Raw genomic sequence first — 21,783 nt, 5'->3', positions numbered from 1 at the left:
CGGCCACCCTGATCCGGCTCAGCCGGCGGGGCCGGCTTGCGTTCGAGGAGTACACCGAGGCAATACACGCCCTGCTCGATCCCACCCCGTCGAAGGAGCAGCCATGACCCTCGCCCGCGCCGACCAGGCCAGCCGCCGGTACGGCGAAGTCCTCGCCCTCGACCGCGTCGACCTGGAAGTCCGGGCCGGTGAGCTGGTCGGCCTGCTCGGTCCGAACGGCGCCGGCAAGAGCACCCTGATGAACCTGCTGGTCGGTCTGCGCCGACCCAGCTCGGGACGGGTCGAGCTGTTCGGCGGTGACCCCCGCGACCCGGCGTCCCGGCGCCAGATCGGGGTCACTCCGCAGGAGACCGGCCTGCCCGGCACGCTGCGCGTCGGTGAGGTCGTCGACTTCGTGTCCGCGCACTACCCGGACCCGGTACCCCGGGGAGAACTGCTCGACCGCTTCGGCCTGGGCGACCTCGCCCGGCGGCAGACCGGCGGCCTCTCCGGCGGGCAGCGCCGTCGGCTGGCGGTGGCGCTGGCGTTCGTCGGCCGGCCCCGGCTGGTGCTGCTCGACGAGCCGACCACCGGTCTGGACGTGGCCGCCCGGCACACCCTCTGGGACGCGATCCGGGCGTTCCACGACGACGGCGGGACGGTCCTGTTGAGCAGCCACTACCTGGAGGAGGTGGAGGCGCTGGCCCGCCGGGTGGTGGTGATCGGGCAGGGTCGGGTGCTCGCCGACGACACGGTGGACGCGGTGCGCGGCATCGTCGGCGTACGCCGGGTCAGCCTGGTCGCCGACGAGCTGCCCGAGCTGCCCGGCGTGGTCCGCACCGAACGGGTCGACGGCCGGCTGCACCTGCTCACCACCGATGCCGACCAGCTGGTCCGGGCGCTGGTCACCACCGGGACCGCCTTCACCGACCTGGAGGTCCGGCCCACCTCGCTGGAGGAGGCGTTCCTCGCCATCACCAACGGGAGCGACCCCACCACCGCAGACCAGCGCAGCAACGGGGACCAGCCCGCCACCGCCGCTGCCGGCGGCCGACCGACCACCGCCTGAGGAGCCGACCGTGCAGCTCGCCCTGGTCCATGCCCGCTACCAGCTCCTGGAGATCGTCCGGATCCCGGTGGCCGTCTTCGGCAGCGCCTTCTTCCCGGCGGCCGCCATGATCTTCTTCGTGGTGCCGTTCGCCGGCCACGATCCGGCCGGCGCCACCTTCGCCACCGCGTCGATGGTCACCTTCTCGGTGATGAGCGCCAACATCTTCCAGTACGGCGTCGGCGTCGCCGAGGACCGCGACCAACCCTGGAACCCGTACACCCGGACCCTGCCGGCCGGGCCGGCGCCCCGGTTCGCCGGCCGGGTGCTGGCCGGTCTGGCGCTGACGTACCTCTCGCTGATCCCGGTCGTGGTGATCGGCGCGACGCTGACCGCGGCCCGGATCAGCCCGGCGGCCTTCCTCCTGGCCGCCGGCACCGTGGCCGTCATCTCGGTGCCGTTCACGCTGATGGGGCTCGCCATCGGTTACTCGCTGCCGAGCAAGGCGGCGATCGTCGTCGCGCAGGTGGTCTTCCTGCCGCTCGCGTTCGGCGGCGGCCTGCTCTCCGCACCCGGTCAGGCCCCCGGGTTCATCGAGACGATCGCGCCGTTCCTGCCCACCCGGGGTGCGGTCGAGCTGATCTGGGCGGCGGTCGGTGACTACCCGGTCCAACCGCTGTCGCTGGTCATGCTCGGCGTCTGGGTGGTGCTGCTCGCCACGCTCGCCGGCTGGGCGTACCGGCGGGACGAGGGTCGCCGGTTCAGCTGACGATTCGTCCGTTTCCGCCCCGGTACGCGGCGGGACGGTGCCAGGATTCCGGCAGGGGGCCGTCGTGGCCGCCGGGCCGAGAGGGGTCTTGACGTGAGCACCGTCCCGCCGGGTACGCCCTGCTGGGCCGACCTGGCCACCCCGGACCTGACCGACGCGCGGCGCTTCTATCCCGAGCTGTTCGGGTGGACGGGCCGGGTGACACCGGAGCCTGAAGCGGGCGGTTACACCATCTTCCTGCTCGACGGCCGGTCGGTGGCCGGAGCAGGGCCGCCGGCGATACCGGACCAGGTGCCGATCTGGTCGACGTACGTCGCCACCGACGACGCGGAGCTGGTCGCCGGCCGGGTCGAACGGGCCGGCGGGCAGGTCGTGGTGCCGCCGTTCGAGGTCTTCGACCGGGGCCGGATGGCGGTCTTCGCCGATCCGGCGGGCGCCACGTTCAGCGTCTGGCAGCCGTTGGCGATGCCCGGCGCCGAGGCCTTCAACGTGCCGGGCGCGATGAGCTGGACCGAGCTTGTCACCCCGGACCCGGAGGGCGCGAAGGTCTTCTACGAGCTGGTGTTCGGCTGGCAGCCGGACGACCAGGTGGTCGGCGGGATGACGTACACCGGATGGCGGCTCGGCGCGCAGATCGTCGCCGGGATGATGCCACCGTTCGCCGACGACTTCCCGGCCGATCTGCCCGCGTACTGGACGGTGTACTTCGCGGTCGCCGACGCGGACGCCGCCGCGGCACGCGCCTCCGAGCTGGGCGGGACCATCCTGGTGCCACCCCGGGACAATCCGGCGGGACGGTTCGCCGCCCTGCGCGACCCCCAGGGGGCCCTCTTCTCCGTCATCGACCTCGGCCCGAACGGGGACTGACCGACCGGCTCAGCGGGGGCGGACGGGGACGACGAGAGGACCGTGGGCACCGGGGACGACCCGGACGCTGGCCCGGTAGTGGGTGGCGAGCAGGTGCTCGGTCAGCACCTCGTGCGGGGTCCCGACGGCCGCCACCCGGCCGTCGGCGAGCAGCACCATCCGATCGGCGTACTCGCCGGCCAGCGAGAGGTCGTGCATGGTGGCGAGCACGGTCAGGCCGTGCTCGCGGCGCAACTGGTCCACCAGCTCCAGCACCTCCTGCTGGTGACCGATGTCCAGTGCGCTGGTCGGCTCGTCGAGCAGCAGCAGCGTCGCGCCCTGGGCGAGCGCCCGGGCGAGGAAGACCCGCTGCCGCTCGCCCCCGGAGAGGGTGGCCAGCTCCCGGCGGTGGAAGCCGGTGAGGTCCAGTCGGTCGAGCACGTCGTGCACGACGGCGACGTCCGCGGCCGACTCCCGACCCAGCGGCGGAATGTAGGGCGTGCGGCCGAGCAGCACGTAGTCCAGCACCGACATGCCGGGCGGCACCACCGGGGACTGGGCCACCGTGGCCACCACCCGGGCGCGGTCGCGGCGGCGCAGCGCGGCGCTCGGCGTACCGAACAGGGAGATCGCCTCCGGCGCGGGCAGCAGCCCGCCGACGGCGCGCAGCAGGGTCGACTTGCCGGCGCCGTTCGGGCCGATCACGGTGACCCACTCGCCGGCTGCGACGGTGAGGTCGACGCCGGTGAGGATCGGCGTGCCGTCCAGGCTGACGTGCAGCCCCCGCACCTCGACCGCCGGCACGCCGGCCTCGCGGTCCGGGCCGGCGGCGGGTTCGGGGCTCACGTGAGCACCCGCCGGGCGGTGCGCAGCACGAGCACGAAGAACGGGCCGCCGAGCAGGGCGGTGACCACGCCGATCGGGATCTCGGCCGGCGCGGCGGCCGTGCGGGCCACCACGTCGGTCAGCGCCAGGAACGCGGCGCCGAACAGCAGCGACAGCGGCAGGATCACCCGGTAGCTCGACCCGGCGAGCATCCGGACGGTGTGCGGCACGATGATCCCGACGAAGCCGATCAGGCCGGTCGCGGAGACCGCCGCGGCGGTGCCCAGCGAGGCCGCCGCGATCAGCAGGTAGCGGGAGCGCTGCGGGTGCAGGCCGAGACTCGTCGCCTCGTCGTCGCCGACCGCGAGGACATCCAGCTCGCGGCGGTGCAGCAGCACCACCACGGTGGTCAGCACGGCGTACGGCAGCACCAGCAGCACGTCGTGCCAGCCGGCGGTGGCCAGCCTGCCGAGCAGCCAGGAGTAGACCGGCTGGATGCTGTCGGAGTGCCGTTGCAGCAGGTACGTCTGCCCGGCGGAGAGGAACGCCGAGACCGCCACCCCGGCCAGGATCAGCATCGCCGGTGACCGACTCCGCCCGCCGGCGCCACCGAGCAGGTAGGTCATCGTCACGGCGAGCAGGGAGCCGGCGAACGCGGCCAGCGGGATGGTCAGCGGCAGTCCGGTGATCGCGCCCTGTCGGCCGACGCCGCCGAGGGCGATCGCCGCGGTCACCGCGAGCCCGGCGCCGGCGGCCACGCCGAGCAGGTACGGATCGGCCAGCGGGTTGCGGAACACCCCCTGGTAGCAGCCGCCGGCCAGGGCGAGCAGGCCGCCGACGAGCAGGCCCAGCACCACCCGGGGAAGCCGCAGCTCGGTGACGATGGCGATCTCCCGCTCGGTCAGCCCGCTCTCCAGGTGCACCCCGGGGATCAGGTTGAGCAGCTCGGCCGCGACGCTGCCCGGCGGCAGGCTGACCGGGCCGAGTGACACCCCGGCGATCAGAGCGAGGAGCACCGCGAACACGCCGGCGACCAGCCAGCGCTTGCGCAGCCCGACGGGCCGCGACGCGGGTGGCGTCGCGGCCGGTCGGGTGGGTGGCGCCGGGACGGCCACGGGTGGCGTCCCGGTCACCGCGCCTTCTTTCGTTCGCGACTGCGAGGCTCGCAAGCCCGGCTCACTCCTCGCGCTCACCGACGGACGAGGTTCACGCGGGCACCTTGGCGACCGCGTCGATGATGACCCGGAGCAGGTCCACGACCCGCGGGCCCCAGCGCGAGGCGATGTCGTCGTCCAGTGCGACCACCTGGTTGTTCTTCACCGCGTTCAGCCCGGCCCAGCCGCTGCGCGCCTTCACCGAGTCGGCGTTCTGCTGACAGCACTTGGAGTCGGCCAGGAAGACGAAGTCCGGGTTGGCCTTGACGATGAACTCCTGGGACAGCTGCGGGTAGCCGCCGTTCTTGCCGTCCGCGTCGGCCGGGTCCGCGATGTTGGTCAGACCGACCTGGCTGTAGAGCGAGCCCATGAAGGTCTTGCTGGTCACGCTGTACAGCTCCGGGCCCAGCTCGTGGTAGTAGGTGAGCTTCTCGGCGCGCTGCGGCAGGTCCTTGACCAGCTTGGCGATGTCGTCCTTCATCCGGGTGGTGACGTCGGTCGCCTGGTCGGCGTGCCCGGTCAGCGCGCCCAGGTCGGTGATCTGCCGGTACGAGTCGTCCAGCGTGGTCGCCGCGGGGGTGAGGTAGACCGGGATCTTCAGCTTGCCGAGCTGGTCGACGATCTTGTTGGTGTCGTTGGAGAGCACCACCAGGTCGGGGCTCTTACCGGCGATCGCCTCGGCGTTGGGCTGGAAGCCGGACAGGTCGCTCCTGGGCGCCTCGGCCGGGTAGTTGGAGTTGTCGTCGACCGCGCTCACCTGCGGGCCGGCGCCGATCGCGAACAGCATCTCGGTGGCGCTGGGCGACAACGAGACGATCTTCTCGGGGCGCTTGTCGAGCGTGAGCGAGCCGACCGTCACCGGGTAGCTGGCGGCCGCGGAGCTGGCGCCGGCGGTCGGCTCGTCGGCGGCCTTCTCCGCACACGCGCCGAGGGCGAGTGCGGCGACCGCGAGAGTCGCGGCGAAGAGCCGGGGGGTACGTCCGGACATGGGTCCTCCTGTCGGTCGAGGAGTGTGGTGCTTCGCCGACAGGGACTTTCGTACGCCCGCCCACGAGGCGCCCTTCCTCGAGAGCGCGTGTCGCGACCGATCCGCAGGCGACCTGGCTCGTCCCCGTCGTCCAAACGGGGCATCACAGTTGCGGGACAGCGCCGGGTTTCGCACCGGCTTCGCTGCGGAGTGGTCGCTAAGACGGTAGCGCACCGCCCGGACGTGCCGGATCGATCAAGGCCCGATCGCCGCCGGTCGATCGCCCGCGCCGCCCAACTGCGGGGGCGCGACGACCGACCGTGGCGATATGTCCAGGATCCCGGGGCTCGGGAGCGGGTGGTGGGGCCCCGCAGGGGCGGAACGGGGCCCCACCCGATCAGGAGGCGGTGATGGTGACGTTGTCCACAGCCGCTTCCACCAGGCTGGCGCCGGAGGCGTCCGCCGCCTCGACGAGGATGCGCACCGACTGGCCGGCGTACGGGGTGAGGTTGAGGTTGGCCACCGCCCAGGTCCCGTTGCGGTTGGCCGCCGCGCCCGCCTGGGTGAGCAGGGCCGTGGTGCCGCCGTTGTGCACCACGCTCACCCGCAGGTAGTCCGCCGAGGAGGCGTTCGACCCGTGCGCCAGGTACCAGGCCAGCGAGAGGGTCAGCGTGCCGGACGACGGCAGCGTCACCGCCGGGGACCGGGCGCTGGTGACGCCGCCGTCGAGGTCGTAGTCACCGGCCGCCGTTCCGGCCAGCCGACCGGTGACCAGGTCGTTGCTGCCGGCGTACGGGGTGAGCTGCTTCGCCCCGCTGGACGTGGTCGCCTGGGCGGCGCCCCGTTCCCAGACCCCGACCGTGGCGGTGTCCGTGCCGGACGGGTTGATCGTCCAGCCGGTGGCGGTCTCGAAGGTGTCCGACCAGACCGTGGTGCCGCCGCCACCACCGCAGTATTGCGCCTGCTTGCCGATCGCCCGGTACGGGCAGTCGGCGTACTCGCTGAGCATCAGCACCGCCTCCCGGTTGCGCGACGTCTGCGCGGGGATCACCTCGTCGGGCGGGTAGAAACCACCGCCGCCGGACGAGCCCGGGTACATCTCGAAGGTGTACGCCCAGATGCCGTGGGTGGCCCACATCCAGTCGATGCTGGTGCCGTCGGCGATGTAGAGGTCGCTGGACTGTTCCGGCGTGTAGCTGTTGGTGGCGGCCATCTGCTGGCCGATGGTGGCGAAGGTGTTGTACTGGTCCGCGGTCATTCCGGACGGGTTGTTCGCGGTGGTGTAGCCGAAGGGCCAGAGCACCAGCTGCGAGTACGTGTGGAAGTCGATGTTCGCCTTGATCTGCTGGGCGCCGCCGACGACACGACTGTTGACGAAGTTGCGCAGCGCCTGCGTCTCGGGTGCGGAGAACGCCGACGGGCCGCGGTAGGTCTCCGACGAGGTGGTGCCGGACGAGCCGCCGCAGCAGCCCCACTGGTAGGACCAGTTGCGGTTCAGGTCGGTGCCGACCGCCGACGAGCCGCTGTTGGGTTGCCGGTTCTTGCGCCAGGACCGGTACGACCCGGTGGCGATGTCGTACTCGCTGCCGTCCGGGTTGACCGTCGGCACGATCCAGATCTCCCGGCTGTTGACGAGGTTCGTGATCCGGGAGTCGCCGCCGTAGCTGTCGGTGAAGAGGTTGAGCAGGTAGATCGCCATCTCGACGGTCAGGTGCTCGCGGGCGTGCTGCTGCGCGTTGAACAGGATCTCCGGCTCGCTCTCGTCGGTGGCCACGTTGTCGGAGATCTTCACCGCCATCAGGTCGCGGCCCTCGTACGACGTACCGATGCTGATCCTGCGGGCGATGGCCGGGTGGTCGGCGACGACCTGGTTCACGACGGCGGTCAGCTCCGCGTAGTCGTGGTAGTTGGAGTCGGCGGGCGGAAAGGCGAGCGTGCCGACCTCGCCGGCGCCGCGCTCGGCGTTCGGCGGTGGGGCGAGTGGTTCCAGCCGGAAGCCGAGCCTGCCGATGGCGGCGACCTCTCCGGCGGTGGCCGAGACGTGCAGCACGCCGTGCTCGGAGTAGTCGATGGCGGCCCCGGTGCGGGCAACGGCGGTGCGGTCGGCGAAGGTCCGGGGGCCGAGCACCCGGTAGCCGGCGGCGGCCGGCTCGGCGGTCCGGTCCGGTGCCGGTCGCGCGGCGACCGGGCCGGTGGCGACGGTGACGATTCCCAGCCCGGTGACGACGGCGAGCACCAGGACGCGGCGGAGGGGGATGGGCGTGCGGAGGGCCATGGACTACCTCCTCGGAGGGCGGGAGATCCCGCTCGGTGGTGGACACTTCACCACCGGTCACATGGTCATATCAATATTCGTCGCTTCCTTGTTCATCCCAGGTGGACCATCGCGGCGGCAATGATTTTCCACCCGTGAACGTCTGGCGAAACTTCCTTCCGGGGGCGACACTGACCAGCGACGATGTCCCTCTCGACACCGCGGAGCCCCCATGGCCAGATCCCGCCTAGGCGCGGCCGCCCTCGCCGGCGTCACCGCGCTCGCCCTGCTCGCCACCGCCGCGCCCGCGGCAGCCGCCGCGCCGCTCACCGGCGGCCGACCACCCGCCACCGTCCACGACGAGCAGATCACCTTCCAGGACTGGTCCGGGCCCGCCGACTGGCACCGGGGCAGCCGGGCCGGCACCCGCGTCGTGCCCGGCCCCCGAGCGGGCGTCACCCTGGCCCGCCCGGCCGGCACCACCGAGTACGCCGACCCGCACACCGGCACCACCCGCACCTGGGAGTACGGCACCTGGACCTCGCCGGTGACCCGGATCGGCTTCGACGCCACCGAGCTGATCGCGTCCTGGAACGCGGAGACGCCCGCCGGCACCTGGATCCAGGTGGAGATGCAGGGCAGCTACACCAGCGGTGACCAGACCCCGTGGTACGTCATGGGCCGTTGGGCGTCCGGCGACAGCGACATCAAGCGGACCACCGTCAACCGGCAGGGCGACCCCTGGTCGACGATCTGGACCGACACCTTCAGCATCGACGACGCCGCCGCCGGGGTGCTGCTGCGGTCGTACCAGCTGCGACTGACCCTCTACCGGGCGCCCGGGCAGACCGCCGCGCCGGTGGTCCGGATGCTCGGCGCGATGAGCTCCACCGTCCCGGACCGGTTCACCGTCGCGCCGAGCGCCGGGCACATCGCCTGGGGCGTCGAGCTGCCCGTGCCGCGCTACTCGCAGAACGTGCACTCCGGGCACTACCCCGAGTACGACGGCGGCGGTGAGGCGTGGTGCTCCCCCACCTCCACCGAGATGGTGGTCGAGTACTGGGGGCGCCGGCCGTCCGCGGCCGACACCTCCTGGGTGGACCCGACCTACCCCGACCCGACGGTGAACCACGCCGCGCGGATGACCTACGACTACGCGTACGACGGCGCCGGCAACTGGCCGTTCAACACCGCGTACGCGGCCAGCTTCCCCGGCCTGGAGGGACGGGTGACCCGGCTGCACTCACTGGACGAGCTGGAGCGGTTCATCGCCGCCGGCATTCCCGTGGTGACCAGTCAGTCCTTCCTCGCCAGCGAGCTGGACGGGGCGAACTACGGGACCTCCGGGCACCTGTTCGTGGTGGTCGGCTTCACCGCCGACGGCGACGTGATCGTCAACGACCCCGCCTCGTCCAGCAACGACGTGGTGCGCAACGTCTACCAGCGGGAGCAGTTCGAGCAGATCTGGCTGCGCACCAAGCGGATCAACGCCAGCGGTGGCGTCTCCGGCGGCTCGGGTGGCGTCGCGTACCTGATCAAGCCGCTGCACAAGCCCTGGCCCACGGTCGCCGGCTCCACCAACTGGTGACCCGACCGGCCGAGCGCACGTGATCAAGAGGTTCGCGTCACCGGGAGCCGTCCTGGTGACGCGAACCTCTTGATCAACGCGAGGGCTGGTCGTCGGTGGGGGGCTCGGGGTCGGACCTGGGCTGGTCGTCGCCGGCCAGGGCGGAACGGAGGCGCTCCTTCTCGTCGCGGCGGCGGGCCGCCGCGCCGGCCATCTCATCGGCCATCTCGTCCCGCCAGCCCCGCAGCAGGAAGAAGGAGAGCGCGGCGGAGAAGACCAGCGCCAGCATCAGCTTCAGGAACACGTTCATGTCGACCAGCCAGAGGGCCGCCAGAACGGCGACGAACAGCCCGATCCGGCCCAGCGTGTACTTGACCGACGCGCTCACCTGCACCACTCCGTTCTCCGTCAGCCGCCGGTGCCGGCGGAAGGTCGACCCGCCCGGCGGGCGGTCGGGGTCAGCCGGTCCGGCGGGCCAGCCAGCGGACGCCCGGGAACCAGACCGTCGCGTACGCCACGGTGAACGCCGCCGCCGCCAACGCTCCGGAGAGCAGCGGCGGCAACCCGGCGCCCAGACCGGCGATCAGCAGCCCGGCGAACACCCCGACGGCGGCGGCGACCAGCGCCGCCACCACCCGGGCCGCGCCGAACTCCCAGGCCCGGAAATCGTCCCAGAACAGCCACGCCGGCAGGATCACCGCCAGCCAACCGTTGGTGTGCCCGAAGTCGCCGGCGCCGATCGAGGCGAACGCCCAGTCGAACAGCACGAGCGCCAACGCGCCGATGACCAGGCCGGCCAGGCACACCCCGAGCAGATCGCCCAGGGTACGGATCCGCCCCTCGGCGTCCCGCCGGGGAAAGCCGCCCTGCCGCTCGGAACCGCGTTGCTCGGTCATCGACTGCGAGGGTACGTGGTGGCTCAGGCCCACACCTGCTGCGGCTCGGCGCGGCGCTCGGCCAGCGACGGGGCCTTGTCGTACTCCCGGACCACGTTGTAGCGGGTGTCCCGCTCGACCGGCTGGAAACCGGCGTCCCAGATCAGGTGCAGCAGGTCGTCCCGGTGCATGGTGTTCGGGGTGCCGTACGAGTCGGCGTCATGGGTGATCTTGTATTCGACCACCGAGCCGTCCAGGTCGTCCACGCCGAAGTTCAGCGAGAGCTGGGCCACCGAGAGCCCGTGCATCACCCAGAAGTTCTTGAGGTGCGGGATGTTGTCGAAGAGCAGCCGCGAGACGGCGAAGGTCTTGAGCGACTCGGCCGGCGAGGCCATCGTGGTGCGGGCCTGGATCCGGTTGCGGATCTTGCCGTCCGCCGAGTCCACGAAGTCGTGCTGGTAGCGCAGCGGGATGAAGACCGCGAAGCCGCCGGTCTCGTCCTGGAGCTCGCGCAGCCGCAGCACGTGGTCGACCCGGTGCCGGGGCTCCTCGATGTGGCCGTACAGCATCGTCGCCGGCGTCTTCATGCCCTTGCTGTGCGCCAGGGCGTGGATGCGCGACCAGTCCTCCCAGTGGCAGGCGTGGTCGACGATGTGCTGGCGGACCTCCCAGTCGAAGATCTCCGCGCCGCCGCCGGTCAGCGACTCCAGGCCCGCGTCCATCAGCTCGTCGAGGATCTCGTCGGCACTCAGGCCGCTGATCTTCTCGAACCACTGCACCTCGGTCGCGGTGAAGCACTTGAGCTTGACGTTCGGCAGCGCCGCCTTCAGCTCACGCAGCACCTTCGGGTAGTAGCGCCAGGGCAGCGTCGGGTGCAGGCCGTTGACGATGTGCAGCTCGGTGAGCTGCTCGTCCTCCATCTCCTTGGCCTTGCGGACCGCCTCGTCGATGCGCATCGTGTACGCGTCCTTCTCGCCCGGCTTGCGCTGGAACGAGCAGTACGCACAGGACGCCGAGCAGACGTTGGTCAGGTTGAGGTGCCGGTTGACGTTGAACATCACCCGGTCGCCGTTGAGCTCGGTGCGCTTGTGGTGCGCCAACCGGCCCAGCCAGGCCAGGTCGTCGCTGTCGTAGAGGGCGATCCCGTCCTCCCGGGTCAGCCGCTCACCGGCGTACACCTTCGCTTCGAGCTCACGCTTGAGTCCGGCGTCCATGGCACGTCCCTTCCACCTGCGGTCCCGGTCGAGCGTACGTCGGGACGCCGACAGGCCCGGCGGCACGGTCGGCGGCAGCGACCCACTTCACCAGACTCTCAGCCTCCCGTAACCCGGCGATGCATCGACATCACTGCCCGCGTGCGGTAAGACAGGGTGGGGCGGAACACACACTGGTACCGTCCCGACGGTCGCGCCCATCGAGCGCGGCGACGGGCAGCGGGACGGGGAGCGGAATGGTCTACAGCGGGCGCGGGCGACGGCAGCGACGACGGAGCCCGGTGGTCTCGCCGGTGCTGCGTCCGAGGCTATGGGCCGCCCTGCTCGGCGCGATCGCCGCCGCCGTGCTGGCCACCCCCGCGTACGCCGAGCCCGGGCTGCCCACCACGGTGCCGGACACCGGCTCGCGCCCGGCCGCGGTCGGCGCGCTCCAACTGCCCGGCGGCGCGCCCGTCCCCGGCGTCCCGGTCCCGCCGGTGGTCAACGTCGGCACCGGCCCGCTGGCCGCTCAGATCGCCGCCGGCGAGACGCGGGTCGGCACGCTCGGCGAGGCACTGCTGCTGAGCCGGCAGAAGCGCGCCGACGCGCAGGCCCAGCTGGAAGCGGCCGGCAGGGCGCTGGCGACCGCGCAGGACAATCTCCTCCGGGCTCAGCAGGCGGCCGACGTCGCCGCCTCGGACGCGTTCAAGGCGGCCGCCGCGCTACCCCCCGGCGACCTGGCCGACGACCTCCAGGGGCTGAGCCGGCTCCAGCGGATCGCCCGCGGCGAGAAGGTCGAGCGCGGCACCACCGGCGTGGCCGGGGAGCTGACCCGGGCCCGCAGCGGCGAGCAGCTCGCCTACCAGGCACACACCAACGCCAAGACCCAGCTCGACGCCGCCGAGGCGGAGTTCGCCGCCGGCGAGAAGGCGCTGCGCGCGGCCGAGGCCGGCCTGCTGAAGCTGCGCCGCGACAACGCCGCGCAGCTGATCGAGATCGAGCGCCAGCAGGAAGCCGCCGAGCAGCAGCTCGGTGCCGGCTACCTCGTCGGCCAGAACGTCAGCGGCATGGCGGCGCACCCGCGGGCGCTGGCCGCGGTCCGGTACGCCCTCGCCCAGCTCGGTGACCCGTACGAGTGGTCCGAGGAGGGGCCCGACACGTTCGACTGCTCCGGTCTCATGTGGGCGGCGTACCGGTCGCCCGGCGCCGACTACTTCCAGCTGCCCCGGGTCTCCCGGGACCAGTACGCCGCCACCCGCTCCCGGACGGTGCCGCAGAGCGCGCTGCTCCCCGGCGACCTGCTCTTCTTCGCGTCCGGCAGCAGCTGGACCACGATCCACCACGTTGCCATGTACATCGGCAACGGCAAGATGGTGCAGGCGCCCACCACCGGAGACGTCGTCAAGGTCTCGGTCGTCCGCTGGTCCCGGCTGTACGCCGCCACCCGGGTCATCGGCGCGGTGCCGGCCCCGACCGTGCCGGTCCCGACCGTGCCGGTCCCGACGCCGACCCCGACCGCGAAGCCGACGCCCACCACCAAGCCGACGCCCACCACCAAGCCCACGCCCACCACCAAGCCCACGCCGACCGGATCGGCCACTCCGACGCCCACCGGCACCCCGACTCCGACCCCGACCCCGACCGGCAGCACCTCGCCGAGCGCGACGCCGAGCGCGACCAGGACGCCGACGACCGCGCCCACGTCGCCGACCAGCGCGCCGGCCACCTCGGCCCCGGCCAGCACCCCGTCGGCGAGCCGGAGCGGGATCGCCAGTGACAGCCCGGCCGCGAGCACGACGAGCAGCCCGAGCACCGGAAGCTGACCCCGCCACGATCCGCTCCGGCTGTCCGCTCGGGGCGATCTGTGGCACCGTGACATCCAGGCACATCCGGCCCGATGTCACGGGTCCGGGTGCGAGCGCGGCACGGAGGGCGGAGATGGCCGAGCAGAGTGATCCGGCGGAGAAGGTCGGCCCCGTCGCGGTCGACCAGGCCGAGCCGCCGCGGCCGGGCAGCACAGACACGGCGTCCAGTGCCGACGACACCCCGGCCGCCGACGACGCCTCCGCCGACGGTGATGTCAGAGCCACCTCCGCCGCCGACGCTCCCGCCGACACGGACGCTTCCGCAGCCGCCGACGCTCCCGCCGGCACCGAGGCTCCCGCCGGCACCGACGCCGCCACGGACGCGGATGCGGGGCAGCCGGCACCTGACGGCCCTGGCCCGACCGCCGCGCCGGTACGGGCCCGGGCCAGTGTCGTGACCGCCGCCGCGGTGCCGGGTGACCGCCCGGCCAGCGCTCCGGGGAGTGCGACCACCTACCGGGCGGCCGGGTCGGCCAACCCGGCCGGCGGAGCACTGCCCGGGCAGCGGGACGGCTCGAGCGCCTCGGCCCGGGCCAGCGCCACGGTGCCGGCCAACAGCCGCGTCACGGCCGGCGCCGCGGGCACCCGGGACTCCCGGGCGAGCACGCCCGGTGTCTACCGATCTGCCCCGGTGAGCACCGAGCCCCCCGAGCCGGCGCAGCCTCCGGAGCCCGCCCAGCCGCCCACGCCCCCGACCCCGGAGCCAGTCCCCGCGCCGCCCGGCCCCGGGCCGACTCCGCCGTCGCCGCCCGAGCCCGAGCCCGAGCCGGCGCCGAGCCCTGGGCCGTACCCGCCCGGTCCGGTGCCGACGCCGCCACCGGGCCCCCGGCCCACGCCGCCACCCGGCCCGCTGCCGCCCGTCCCGGGTCCGCCCACACCGCCGCCCTCTCCGGTGCCGCCCGTCCCGGGTCCGCCGTCGCCGCCCGTTCCCGGCCCACCGGCACCGCCTCCCGGCCCGCCGGTGCCTGGGCCGCCACCGCCGCCCGGCCCGATGCCGGCACCGCCGTTCCCGCCGCCCCCCGCGACGCCCAGCGGGCCGCCGGCCGTGCGGGCCTCCGCGTCGGTCTCCGCGCCGCCGGCCAGCCCCACCGGGTGGGCCGCCGCGTCGCCCGCCGATTCCGCCGAGCGGGGCTCCACGCCGCTGCACGGCTCGCCGTCGGGTGTGCGGGCCTCCGCGTCGCCGGCCGGTTGGTCGTCCCCAGCGGCGCAGCCCGGTCCGGGCCTCGGAGGGTGGACCGCGGCACCCGTCTCCGCCCCGCCGGTGGTGCCCGCGCCGGCTCTGCCCGGCTGGCCGCCGTCCACCACGGGCACCTCGTCGGGTGGAGGCGACACCGGCGGCTCCCGAGGGGCCACGCCTGCCAACCCGGGCGAGCCGGCCGGGCCGGGCTCGGCCGCCGCTCGCGGCGGGCGGTACGACGGCGGCTCCGATCTGGCCGGCACGGTCTACGGCAGCGGGGACGGGCCCGGCTACACCACGATCGCGTTGCCGGCCAGCGCCGTGGAGAATTCCGGCTCGCTGACCGGGCACATCCTGGCCCAGGGTTGGGCGGACACCCCGGCTGAGCGGTCCAGGACCACTCGGGTGGTGATCGTCCTGGCCGCCGCGCTCGCGCTGCTGGTGGGGATCAGCGTGCTGGTCGTCCTGCTCGCCAACGACGCCCTGGATGGTCTGGTGGGTAACGTGCTCAACAGCTGACCCGACCATCGGGGCGATGGTGAGTCCGCCCACTACGGTCGGGCAACCGGCTGGCGGCTTCGCCGAACCGCCGTACACTGGTCGAGATCACTGACCCGGCGCGCGTGATGCGCGCCCATGGGCGATCTTGCGGGCGATCCGGCGGCACAGCCGCGGCAGGCCATCGCGAAGATGCGCCCCGCTCGAAAGGCATTTGTTGACCACCTCTGCTGACCCCAGCATCGTTCCGTCCGTTTTCGACCCCGCCCAGGCTGCGGACGACGCCGCCCTGGAGACGCCCGACACCGCCCCGACGGAGGTCGCCGAGCCCGTCGACTTCGCCGCGCTCGGCCTGCCCGAGCCGCTGGTCCGCGCGCTGGCGCGGCAGGGCATCACCACCCCGTTCGAGATCCAGCGGGCCACCGTTCCGGACGCGCTCGCCGGCCGGGACGTGCTCGGCCGCGGGCAGACCGGGTCGGGCAAGACGCTCGCGTTCGGCCTGCCCCTGCTGGCCCGGGTCGCCGCCGGCCAGCCGGCCCGGCCGATGCGGCCGCGCGCCCTGGTCCTGGTTCCGACCCGCGAGTTGGCCATGCAGGTCAACGACGCCCTGCTGCCGCTGGGCAAGGCGATCAACGTGTTCCTGAAGACCGCCGTCGGCGGGGTGCCGTACGACCGCCAGATCGACGCGCTGCGGCGCGGCGTGGAGATCATCGTGGCGACGCCGGGGCGGCTCGGCGACCTGATCGAGCGGGGCATCTGCCAGCTCGACGACGTCGAGGTGACGGTGCTCGACGAGGCCGACCAGATGGCCGACATGGGCTTCCTGCCCGAGGTGACCGAGCTGCTGGCGAAGACGCCCGCGAACGGTCAGCGGCTGCTCTTCTCGGCCACCCTGGACGGTGACGTCGACGCGCTGGTCAAGCGGTTCATGGCCGACCCGGTGACCCACTCCACCGCGCCGTCCACCGCCTCGGTGTCCACCATGGACCACCACATGCTGCTGATCCCGCCGCACGAAAAGTTCCCGGTGACGGCCTCGATCGCCGCCCGGGACGGCCGGACCATGGTCTTCGCACGGACCCAGCTCGGCGTCGACCGGCTGGTCGAGCAGCTCGCCGCCGTCGGCGTACGGGCTGGTGGCCTGCACGGCGGCAAGACCCAGCGGATGCGTACCAAGACGCTGGCCGAGTTCCGTGAGGGCCGGATGAACGTCCTGGTCGCCACCGACGTGGCGGCCCGGGGCATCCACGTCGACGGCGTCACCCTGGTGCTGCACGTCGACCCGCCGAAGGACCCGAAGGACTACCTGCACCGCGCCGGGCGCACCGCCCGGGCCGGCGAGTCGGGTGCGGTCGCCACGCTGGTGCTGCCCAAGCAGCGGCGCACCACCCTGGCGATGCTGGAGAAGGCCGGTGTCGCGCCGGCCGAGAGCCGCGTGCGCCTCGGTGACCCGATGCTGGCCGAGCTGATCGGTGCCCGTGAGCCCAGCGGCGTCCCGGTTCGCGTGGAGGCGGAGCCGCGGGGCTACGGGGACCGCTCCGGTGGCCCGCGCCGCTTCGGCGACCGACCGGGCGGCGACCGCCGCTACGGCGACCGCCCCCAGGGCGAGCGCCGCTACGGCGACCGCCCGACCGGCGAGCGTCGCTACGGCGACCGGCCGCAGGGCGACCGGCAGTACAGCGACCGCCCCCAGGGCGAGCGCCGCTACGGCGACCGTCCGCAGGGCGACCGGCAGTACGGTGACCGCCCCCAGGGCGAGCGCCGCTACGGCGACCGGCAGTACAGCGACCGGCCGCAGGGTGACCGGCAGTACGGTGACCGCCCGACCGGCGAGCGCCGATACGCCGACCGGGACAGCCGGGGTTACGGCGACCGGCCGCAGGGCGAGCGCCGTTTCGGTGACCGGCCGCAGTTCGGTGACCGGGACGGCCGGCCGACCGGCGAGCGGCGCTACGGCGACCGCCCGACCGGTGAGCGCCGGTTCGGGGACCGGGACGGGCGCGCCTCCGGTGACCGCCGCTTCGGCGACCGTCAGCAGGGCGAGCGGCCCGCCGACGAGCGCCGGTTCGGGGACCGGCCGGCCGGGGAGCGGCGCTTCGCGGACCGGGACGCCCGGGGTGGTTTCCGCTCCGAGGGCCGCGGTCAGGGCGACCGGCAGCGCGACGACCGGCCGCGCGACGACCGGCGTGGCTTCGGCGGGCGACCGCCGGCCCGTACCCACTGATCCACTGATCTACTGAACGCCGCCGCGGAGCCCGTGCTTCGCGGCGGCGTTCGCGCATGCCCTGCCGATGTCGGCCCGGTCGCGTAACGTCCGGCTCATGCCGACCATGCCGAAGTCGATCTTCTGGTCCCGGACGGACACCGCCGGCAGCGAGCAGGTCCTGCTCAACGACGGCCAAGGGTTGACGGCCCGGGGCACCCTGCTCGCCGTGGACCCGATCCCCTGGACCGCCCGCTACCAGCTGACCACCGCGCCGGACTGGAGCACCAGCCGGGTCGAGGTCGAGGCGGAGGGGCCGGGCTGGCTGCGCAGGGTCACGCTGGAGCGGGCCACGGACCGGTGGCGGGTGACCACCGCCGAGCAGGGCAACCTGGACGCGGCGCTCACCGCGGCGGGTCATCCCCGGTCCGGCCTGCCGGGCACCGACGACCCGGACCGGCTGGCCGACGCGCTCGACGTGGACCTGAGCGGGTCGCCGCTGTTCAACACCCTCCCGGTTCACCGGCTCGGGCTCGCCGGCCAGCCGGCCGACCTGCCGCACCGGATCACCGCGGCGTGGGTGCTGCTGCCCGGTCTCGAGGTAGTGCCGGCCGAGCAGATCTACACCGGGCTCGGGCCGGGGCGGGTACGGTTCGCCAGCGGCACCTTCACCGCCGACATCGATCTGGATGCCGACGGCTACGTGGTGCGCTACCCCGGGCTGGCCGAACGGATCGACCCGCGCTGAGCGCGCCGACCGCCTGCCGGGCTCAGGCGGGCCAGGCGCCGGTGGTCAGGAAGCGGTCGATGACGGCCGCGTGTGGTGCCAGGTCGTGGCCCTGCGCGGCCACCCAGTCGTCGGCGTAGTAGGTGTCCGCGTACCGGTCGCCGGCGTCGCAGATCAGCGTGACGACCGAGCCGATCCGGCCCTCGGCGAGCATCCCGGCGATGAGGCCGAACGCGCCCCACAGGTTCGTGCCGGTGGAGCCGCCCACCCGCCGGCCGAGCACCGCCGAGCCGGCCCGCATGGCGGCCAGCGACGCCGCGTCCGGCACCTGGACCATCCGGTCCACCACGGCGGGCAGGAAGGACGCCTCGACGGTGGGGCGGCCGATCCCCTCGATCCGGGATCCCTTCCCGGTGCGCACCGACCAGTCGGCGGCCAGCCAGGCCGGGTAGAACGCCGAGTTCTCCGGGTCCACCACGCAGAGCTTGGTGGACAGCCGGCGGTACCGGACGTACCGGCCGAGGGTCGCGCTGGTGCCCCCGGTTCCCGCGCCCACCACGACCCAGGCGGGAATCGGGTGCCGCTCCAGCTTGAGCTGCGCGTAGATCGACTCGGCGATGTTGTTGTTGCCCCGCCAGTCGGTGGCCCGCTCGGCGTAGGTGAACTGGTCCATGAAGTGGCCGCCGGAGTCCTCGGCCAGCCAGCGGGCCTCCACCACCACGCTCGCCGGGTCGTCGACCAGGTGGCACCGGCCGCCCTGGAACTCGATCTGCGCGATCTTCTCCGGCGAGGTGGAGGCGGGCATCACCGCGATGAACGGCAGCCCGAGCATCCGGGCGAAGTACGCCTCGGAGACCGCCGTGGAGCCCGAGGACGCCTCGATGATCGTGGTGCTCGGCCCGATCCAGCCGTTACAGAGCCCGTAGAGGAAGAGCGAACGGGCCAGTCGGTGCTTCAGCGAGCCGGTCGGGTGCACCGACTCGTCCTTGAGGTAGAGGTCGATCCCCCACTCCCGGGGCAGCGGGAACGGCAGCAGGTGGGTGTCGGCCGAGCGGTTCGCGTCCGCCTCGACGGCGGCGATCGCCTCGGTCACCCAGCTCCGGCTGGCCTCGTCGCAGCGGTCGAGATGAGTCACGCCGGCAAGGTAGCAAGCGGGTCGGGGGAGGTCAGAGCCGGTCCGTCGGCGTGACCCGGCGGAGCTGGCGGCGCTGCCCGGCCCGGCCGACGGCCTGGATGAGCGGGGTCAACCCGATGGCCAGCCGGGGCAGGGTGTCCAGCAGCCGGACCTGCGCGCCCCGCCAGCGGGGCAGGCTGACCACCGGGCGTGGCCGGCGGGCCAGCCGGGCCGCCCGGGCGGCCACCCGCTCCGGGGTCAGCATCGACCCGGTGAACGACGCCAGCGCCCCGGGGTCGTCCAGCCGGTCGTGCAGCATCGGGGTCCAGATGCCGTCCGGGCAGAGGCAGGAGACGTGCACCCGCCGGTGCCCGGCCATCCGCAGGTCGGACAGGGTGCCGAGGCTGAACGCCAGCAGCGCGTGCTTGCTGGCCGCGTACACCGTCTCGCCGGGCGCGGCGATCAGCCCGGCCAGCGAGACGACGTTCAGCACGTGGCCGTGCCCCTGCCCGCGCATCACGGCGAGCGCGGCGAGGGTGCCGTTCATCGCGCCGAGCGCGTTCACGTCGAACACCCGGCGGCGGGTAGGTCCGTCGTGCTCCCAGGCGGGGCCGGTGACCAGGATGCCGGCGTTGTTGACCCACAGGTCGAGGCCACCCCGGCTCGCCGCCTCGGCCGCGATCTCGGCGCAGGCCCCCTCGTCCCGGACGTCCAGCGCGGCGGACCAGCCGCCGAGCGGCACGGCGGCGACGGCCACCGCGGCCGGGTCGAGGTCGGTGAGCAGCACCGACCAGCCGTCGGCGTGCAGCGCGGCGGCGATGGCGCGGCCCAGGCCGCCGGCGGCCCCGGTCACCACGGCCACTCCACGTCCCGGCGAGGTCATCGGCGCACGCTACCGCCGGCCGGCCCGGCCGCACCAGGGGCCGAGCGGCCACGCTGCGGCGATGCCCGAGGCGGGGGCCGGGCGGCGGTCAGGCGGGGGTACGCGGCTCAGGCGGGCGGCGGGCCGACCGGCTGGGGGCGGTTCTCCCACTTCGTGGAGAGCGCGATGGCGGTACGGGTGGAGGCGACCCCGGGCGTCCGGTTCAGCCGCACGATCAGCTGCTCCAGCTCGGCGATCGTGCCGACCCGCGCCTTGAGCAGGAAGGACTCGACGCCCGCCATGAAGTAGCAGGACTCGATCTCGGGCAGGATCCGGAGCGACTCGAGCATGTCGTCGCTGTCCGCGCCGGAGTCCTCGACGATGCCGATCAGCGCCGTGACGCCCAGCCCGATCGCCTCCGGCTCCACGTCCGCGCGGTACCCGCGGACCACGCCGCTGCTCTCCAGCTTGCCGACCCGCTCGTGGACGGCCGGAGCGGAGAGACCAACCTGCCGGGCCAGCTCGGCGTACGAGAGTCGGGCGTTTCCACGCAGCAGGTCGACGAGGCTCAGGTCGATGGCGTCCACGGAGAGTGACCTTATCCGGTTGGGCGTAACGCGATGCCTTCGGCATCCGTTGGACATAGCAGTGAGTAACTGTTCACAAACTGACAGTCAAGGTAGGGGTTGCGCCAGTACCATTTACTAACTCCCCACTCAGTGCGTTTTTCGCGTTTGGCGGACAGGCCAGGTCCCTGGTGCTGTAATTGCCATACGTCCCTCATGACGGCTCTGGGCTCGCACCAGCCGGGGGCAGTGTGTTCAGCCAGGGGCTTCGTCGACGCGAGGAGGGGGCTGTGGACACTGGAGATCGCCTGCTGACACCGGGTGAGGTCGCCGCGCTGTTTCGGGTGGACCCGAAGACTGTGACGAGATGGGCGGCTGCCGGCCGGATAGGAAGCATCCGGACTCCAGGCGGGCATCGCCGGTTTCGGGAATCCGAGGTGCGAGCCCTGCTTGAGGGGGAGGGCATGCTGGACGAGGTGGACGAGGCCGGAAAGCCACGCAACGTGGGGCCGGCCGCATCCACCGGGCCGGGTCCGGCCAACGCCGGCATGTACTGAACTGGTGCGGACAACGCTACGCGGACCGGGCACCAGTCCGGTCCGCGTCCCGCTACGGCGACCTGCCGGGCGTGACGGGGTGGCTGAGCGGAGGGCTCAGCTCCGGGCCGCGCCGAGCTCGCCGGACCACCGCCGGAAGAGGGTGTGCGGCACGCCGAGCGCGTCCAGCACCTTGCCGGCCACGAAGTCGACCAACTGCTGCGCGCTGGCCGCCGCGCCCGCGCCGTAGAAACCGGGGCTGGCCGGCAGCACCACCGCGCCGGCGTCGTGCAGCGCGATCAGGTGCTCCAGGTGACTGCGGGTCACGGGCGTCTCCCGGGGCACCACCACCACCGGCCGGCGTTCCTTGAGGTTGACCTCGGCGGCACGCTGCAACAGGTCCTTGGAGAGCCCGATCGCGATGCCCGCGCACGCCGCCGTGCTGGCCGGGACCACGGCCATTCCGCGTACCCGGTAGGAACCGCTGCTCGGACCGGCCGCCAGGTCTCCCGCCGGCCAGTGCCGTACGTCCGCGCCGGTCAGGTCGCGGCCGAGCCAGGTGGCGAGGTCCTCGGCCCAGTGCGCGTCGCGGAACGGCCGGCCGGTCTCGTCGAGCACGGTGAGCCGCGCCGCCCGGGAGACGATCAGGTCCACCGGTTCGCCCGCGTCCAGCAGCCCGCCGACGACCGCCGCCGCGTACGGCGTACCCGAGGCCCCGGAGACCCCGACCACCCATGGTTCCCGCATGCCCACAGCCT

The 21,783-nt window shown here is 73.4% G+C and carries 20 protein-coding genes; 9 read left to right on the top strand and 11 right to left on the bottom strand.

What is annotated here, in order from left to right; all coding sequences use genetic code 11:
* Positions 1–103 precede the first annotated feature (103 nt).
* The 3 genes from AB0K07_RS02690 (at position 104) to AB0K07_RS02680 (ending at position 2,663) form a co-directional block, all read left to right on the top strand.
* Positions 104–1,048: an ABC transporter ATP-binding protein gene (locus AB0K07_RS02690; protein WP_363750435.1), complete on the top strand. Its 945-nt coding sequence runs from the start codon at positions 104–106 to the stop codon at positions 1,046–1,048.
* A gap of 10 nt (positions 1,049–1,058) precedes the next feature.
* Positions 1,059–1,796 (top strand): ABC transporter permease, encoded by a 738-nt coding sequence (locus AB0K07_RS02685; protein WP_363750434.1) that lies wholly within the window; start codon positions 1,059–1,061, stop codon positions 1,794–1,796.
* Between the two features lie 93 nt (positions 1,797–1,889).
* Positions 1,890–2,663 (top strand): VOC family protein, encoded by a 774-nt coding sequence (locus AB0K07_RS02680; protein WP_363750433.1) that lies wholly within the window; start codon positions 1,890–1,892, stop codon positions 2,661–2,663.
* A gap of 9 nt (positions 2,664–2,672) precedes the next feature.
* Here AB0K07_RS02680 and AB0K07_RS02675 read toward each other — a convergent pair whose 3' ends face one another.
* The 4 genes from AB0K07_RS02675 to AB0K07_RS02660 form a co-directional block, all read right to left on the bottom strand.
* The gene (locus tag AB0K07_RS02675) at positions 2,673–3,446 is read right to left on the bottom strand and encodes an ABC transporter ATP-binding protein (RefSeq protein ID WP_363751399.1); all 774 of its coding nucleotides are present in this window, start codon (positions 3,444–3,446) and stop codon (positions 2,673–2,675) included.
* Positions 3,447–3,484: 38 nt separating this feature from the next.
* Positions 3,485–4,582 carry an iron ABC transporter permease gene (locus AB0K07_RS02670; RefSeq protein WP_363751398.1) on the bottom strand — a complete coding sequence of 366 codons (1,098 nt, stop codon included), beginning with the start codon at positions 4,580–4,582 and terminating at the stop codon, positions 3,485–3,487.
* 91 nt (positions 4,583–4,673) lie between these two features.
* Positions 4,674–5,609 carry an ABC transporter substrate-binding protein gene (locus AB0K07_RS02665; protein ID WP_363750432.1) on the bottom strand — a complete coding sequence of 312 codons (936 nt, stop codon included), beginning with the start codon at positions 5,607–5,609 and terminating at the stop codon, positions 4,674–4,676.
* A 376-nt stretch (positions 5,610–5,985) separates the two neighbouring features.
* On the bottom strand, positions 5,986–7,863 hold the full coding sequence (locus tag AB0K07_RS02660) for a M14 family metallopeptidase (RefSeq protein ID WP_363750431.1): 1,878 nt from the start codon (positions 7,861–7,863) through the stop codon (positions 5,986–5,988).
* 211 nt (positions 7,864–8,074) lie between these two features.
* Between AB0K07_RS02660 and AB0K07_RS02655 the strand changes: the two genes are divergently transcribed.
* Positions 8,075–9,430, top strand: coding sequence for a C39 family peptidase (locus AB0K07_RS02655; protein ID WP_363750430.1), 1,356 nt, complete (start codon positions 8,075–8,077; stop codon positions 9,428–9,430).
* Between the two features lie 73 nt (positions 9,431–9,503).
* Here AB0K07_RS02655 and AB0K07_RS02650 read toward each other — a convergent pair whose 3' ends face one another.
* The 3 genes from AB0K07_RS02650 to mqnE form a co-directional block, all read right to left on the bottom strand.
* Complete coding sequence (locus AB0K07_RS02650) at positions 9,504–9,797, bottom strand: DUF4229 domain-containing protein (protein WP_363750429.1); 294 nt, start codon at positions 9,795–9,797, stop codon at positions 9,504–9,506.
* Positions 9,798–9,867: 70 nt separating this feature from the next.
* Positions 9,868–10,305, bottom strand: a complete 438-nt coding sequence (locus tag AB0K07_RS02645) for a hypothetical protein (RefSeq protein ID WP_363750428.1) — start codon at positions 10,303–10,305, stop codon at positions 9,868–9,870.
* A gap of 23 nt (positions 10,306–10,328) precedes the next feature.
* Entirely contained in the window at positions 10,329–11,498 is a 1,170-nt protein-coding gene (mqnE, locus tag AB0K07_RS02640; RefSeq protein WP_363750427.1) for an aminofutalosine synthase MqnE, read from the bottom strand.
* 236 nt (positions 11,499–11,734) lie between these two features.
* Between mqnE and AB0K07_RS02635 the strand changes: the two genes are divergently transcribed.
* From AB0K07_RS02635 to AB0K07_RS02620, 4 genes are all read left to right on the top strand, one after another.
* Positions 11,735–13,300 carry a C40 family peptidase gene (locus tag AB0K07_RS02635; protein WP_363750426.1) on the top strand — a complete coding sequence of 522 codons (1,566 nt, stop codon included), beginning with the start codon at positions 11,735–11,737 and terminating at the stop codon, positions 13,298–13,300.
* A gap of 115 nt (positions 13,301–13,415) precedes the next feature.
* Positions 13,416–15,038 carry a hypothetical protein gene (locus tag AB0K07_RS02630; protein ID WP_363750425.1) on the top strand — a complete coding sequence of 541 codons (1,623 nt, stop codon included), beginning with the start codon at positions 13,416–13,418 and terminating at the stop codon, positions 15,036–15,038.
* Positions 15,039–15,234: 196 nt separating this feature from the next.
* Positions 15,235–17,241 (top strand): DEAD/DEAH box helicase, encoded by a 2,007-nt coding sequence (locus AB0K07_RS02625; RefSeq protein WP_363750424.1) that lies wholly within the window; start codon positions 15,235–15,237, stop codon positions 17,239–17,241.
* Between the two features lie 106 nt (positions 17,242–17,347).
* Complete coding sequence (locus AB0K07_RS02620) at positions 17,348–17,968, top strand: putative glycolipid-binding domain-containing protein (protein WP_363751397.1); 621 nt, start codon at positions 17,348–17,350, stop codon at positions 17,966–17,968.
* A 22-nt stretch (positions 17,969–17,990) separates the two neighbouring features.
* On the opposite strand, the gene AB0K07_RS02615 is transcribed toward AB0K07_RS02620, so the two are convergent.
* From AB0K07_RS02615 to AB0K07_RS02605, 3 genes are all read right to left on the bottom strand, one after another.
* Positions 17,991–19,082 carry a PLP-dependent cysteine synthase family protein gene (locus tag AB0K07_RS02615; RefSeq protein ID WP_363750423.1) on the bottom strand — a complete coding sequence of 364 codons (1,092 nt, stop codon included), beginning with the start codon at positions 19,080–19,082 and terminating at the stop codon, positions 17,991–17,993.
* Positions 19,083–19,113: 31 nt separating this feature from the next.
* The gene (locus AB0K07_RS02610; protein ID WP_363750422.1) at positions 19,114–19,944 is read right to left on the bottom strand and encodes an SDR family oxidoreductase; all 831 of its coding nucleotides are present in this window, start codon (positions 19,942–19,944) and stop codon (positions 19,114–19,116) included.
* A 107-nt stretch (positions 19,945–20,051) separates the two neighbouring features.
* Positions 20,052–20,510 carry an Lrp/AsnC family transcriptional regulator gene (locus tag AB0K07_RS02605; RefSeq protein ID WP_363750421.1) on the bottom strand — a complete coding sequence of 153 codons (459 nt, stop codon included), beginning with the start codon at positions 20,508–20,510 and terminating at the stop codon, positions 20,052–20,054.
* A gap of 269 nt (positions 20,511–20,779) precedes the next feature.
* Here AB0K07_RS02605 and AB0K07_RS02600 point away from each other — a divergent pair, with 269 nt between their 5' ends.
* Entirely contained in the window at positions 20,780–21,046 is a 267-nt protein-coding gene (locus tag AB0K07_RS02600; protein WP_363750420.1) for a BldC family transcriptional regulator, read from the top strand.
* Positions 21,047–21,142: 96 nt separating this feature from the next.
* Here the strand turns inward: AB0K07_RS02600 and AB0K07_RS02595 are convergent, their stop codons facing one another.
* A complete protein-coding gene (locus tag AB0K07_RS02595) occupies positions 21,143–21,772 on the bottom strand; it encodes a UbiX family flavin prenyltransferase (protein WP_363750418.1) in 630 nt (209 codons plus the stop codon).
* Positions 21,773–21,783 lie beyond the last annotated feature (11 nt).

This window comes from Micromonospora sp. NPDC049301 (assembly GCF_040678715.1).
Taxonomy (GTDB): Bacteria; Actinomycetota; Actinomycetes; order Mycobacteriales; family Micromonosporaceae; genus Micromonospora.
Note: the sequence above shows the minus strand (reverse complement) of the source record. Positions and strands in the feature narration are given on the sequence as shown.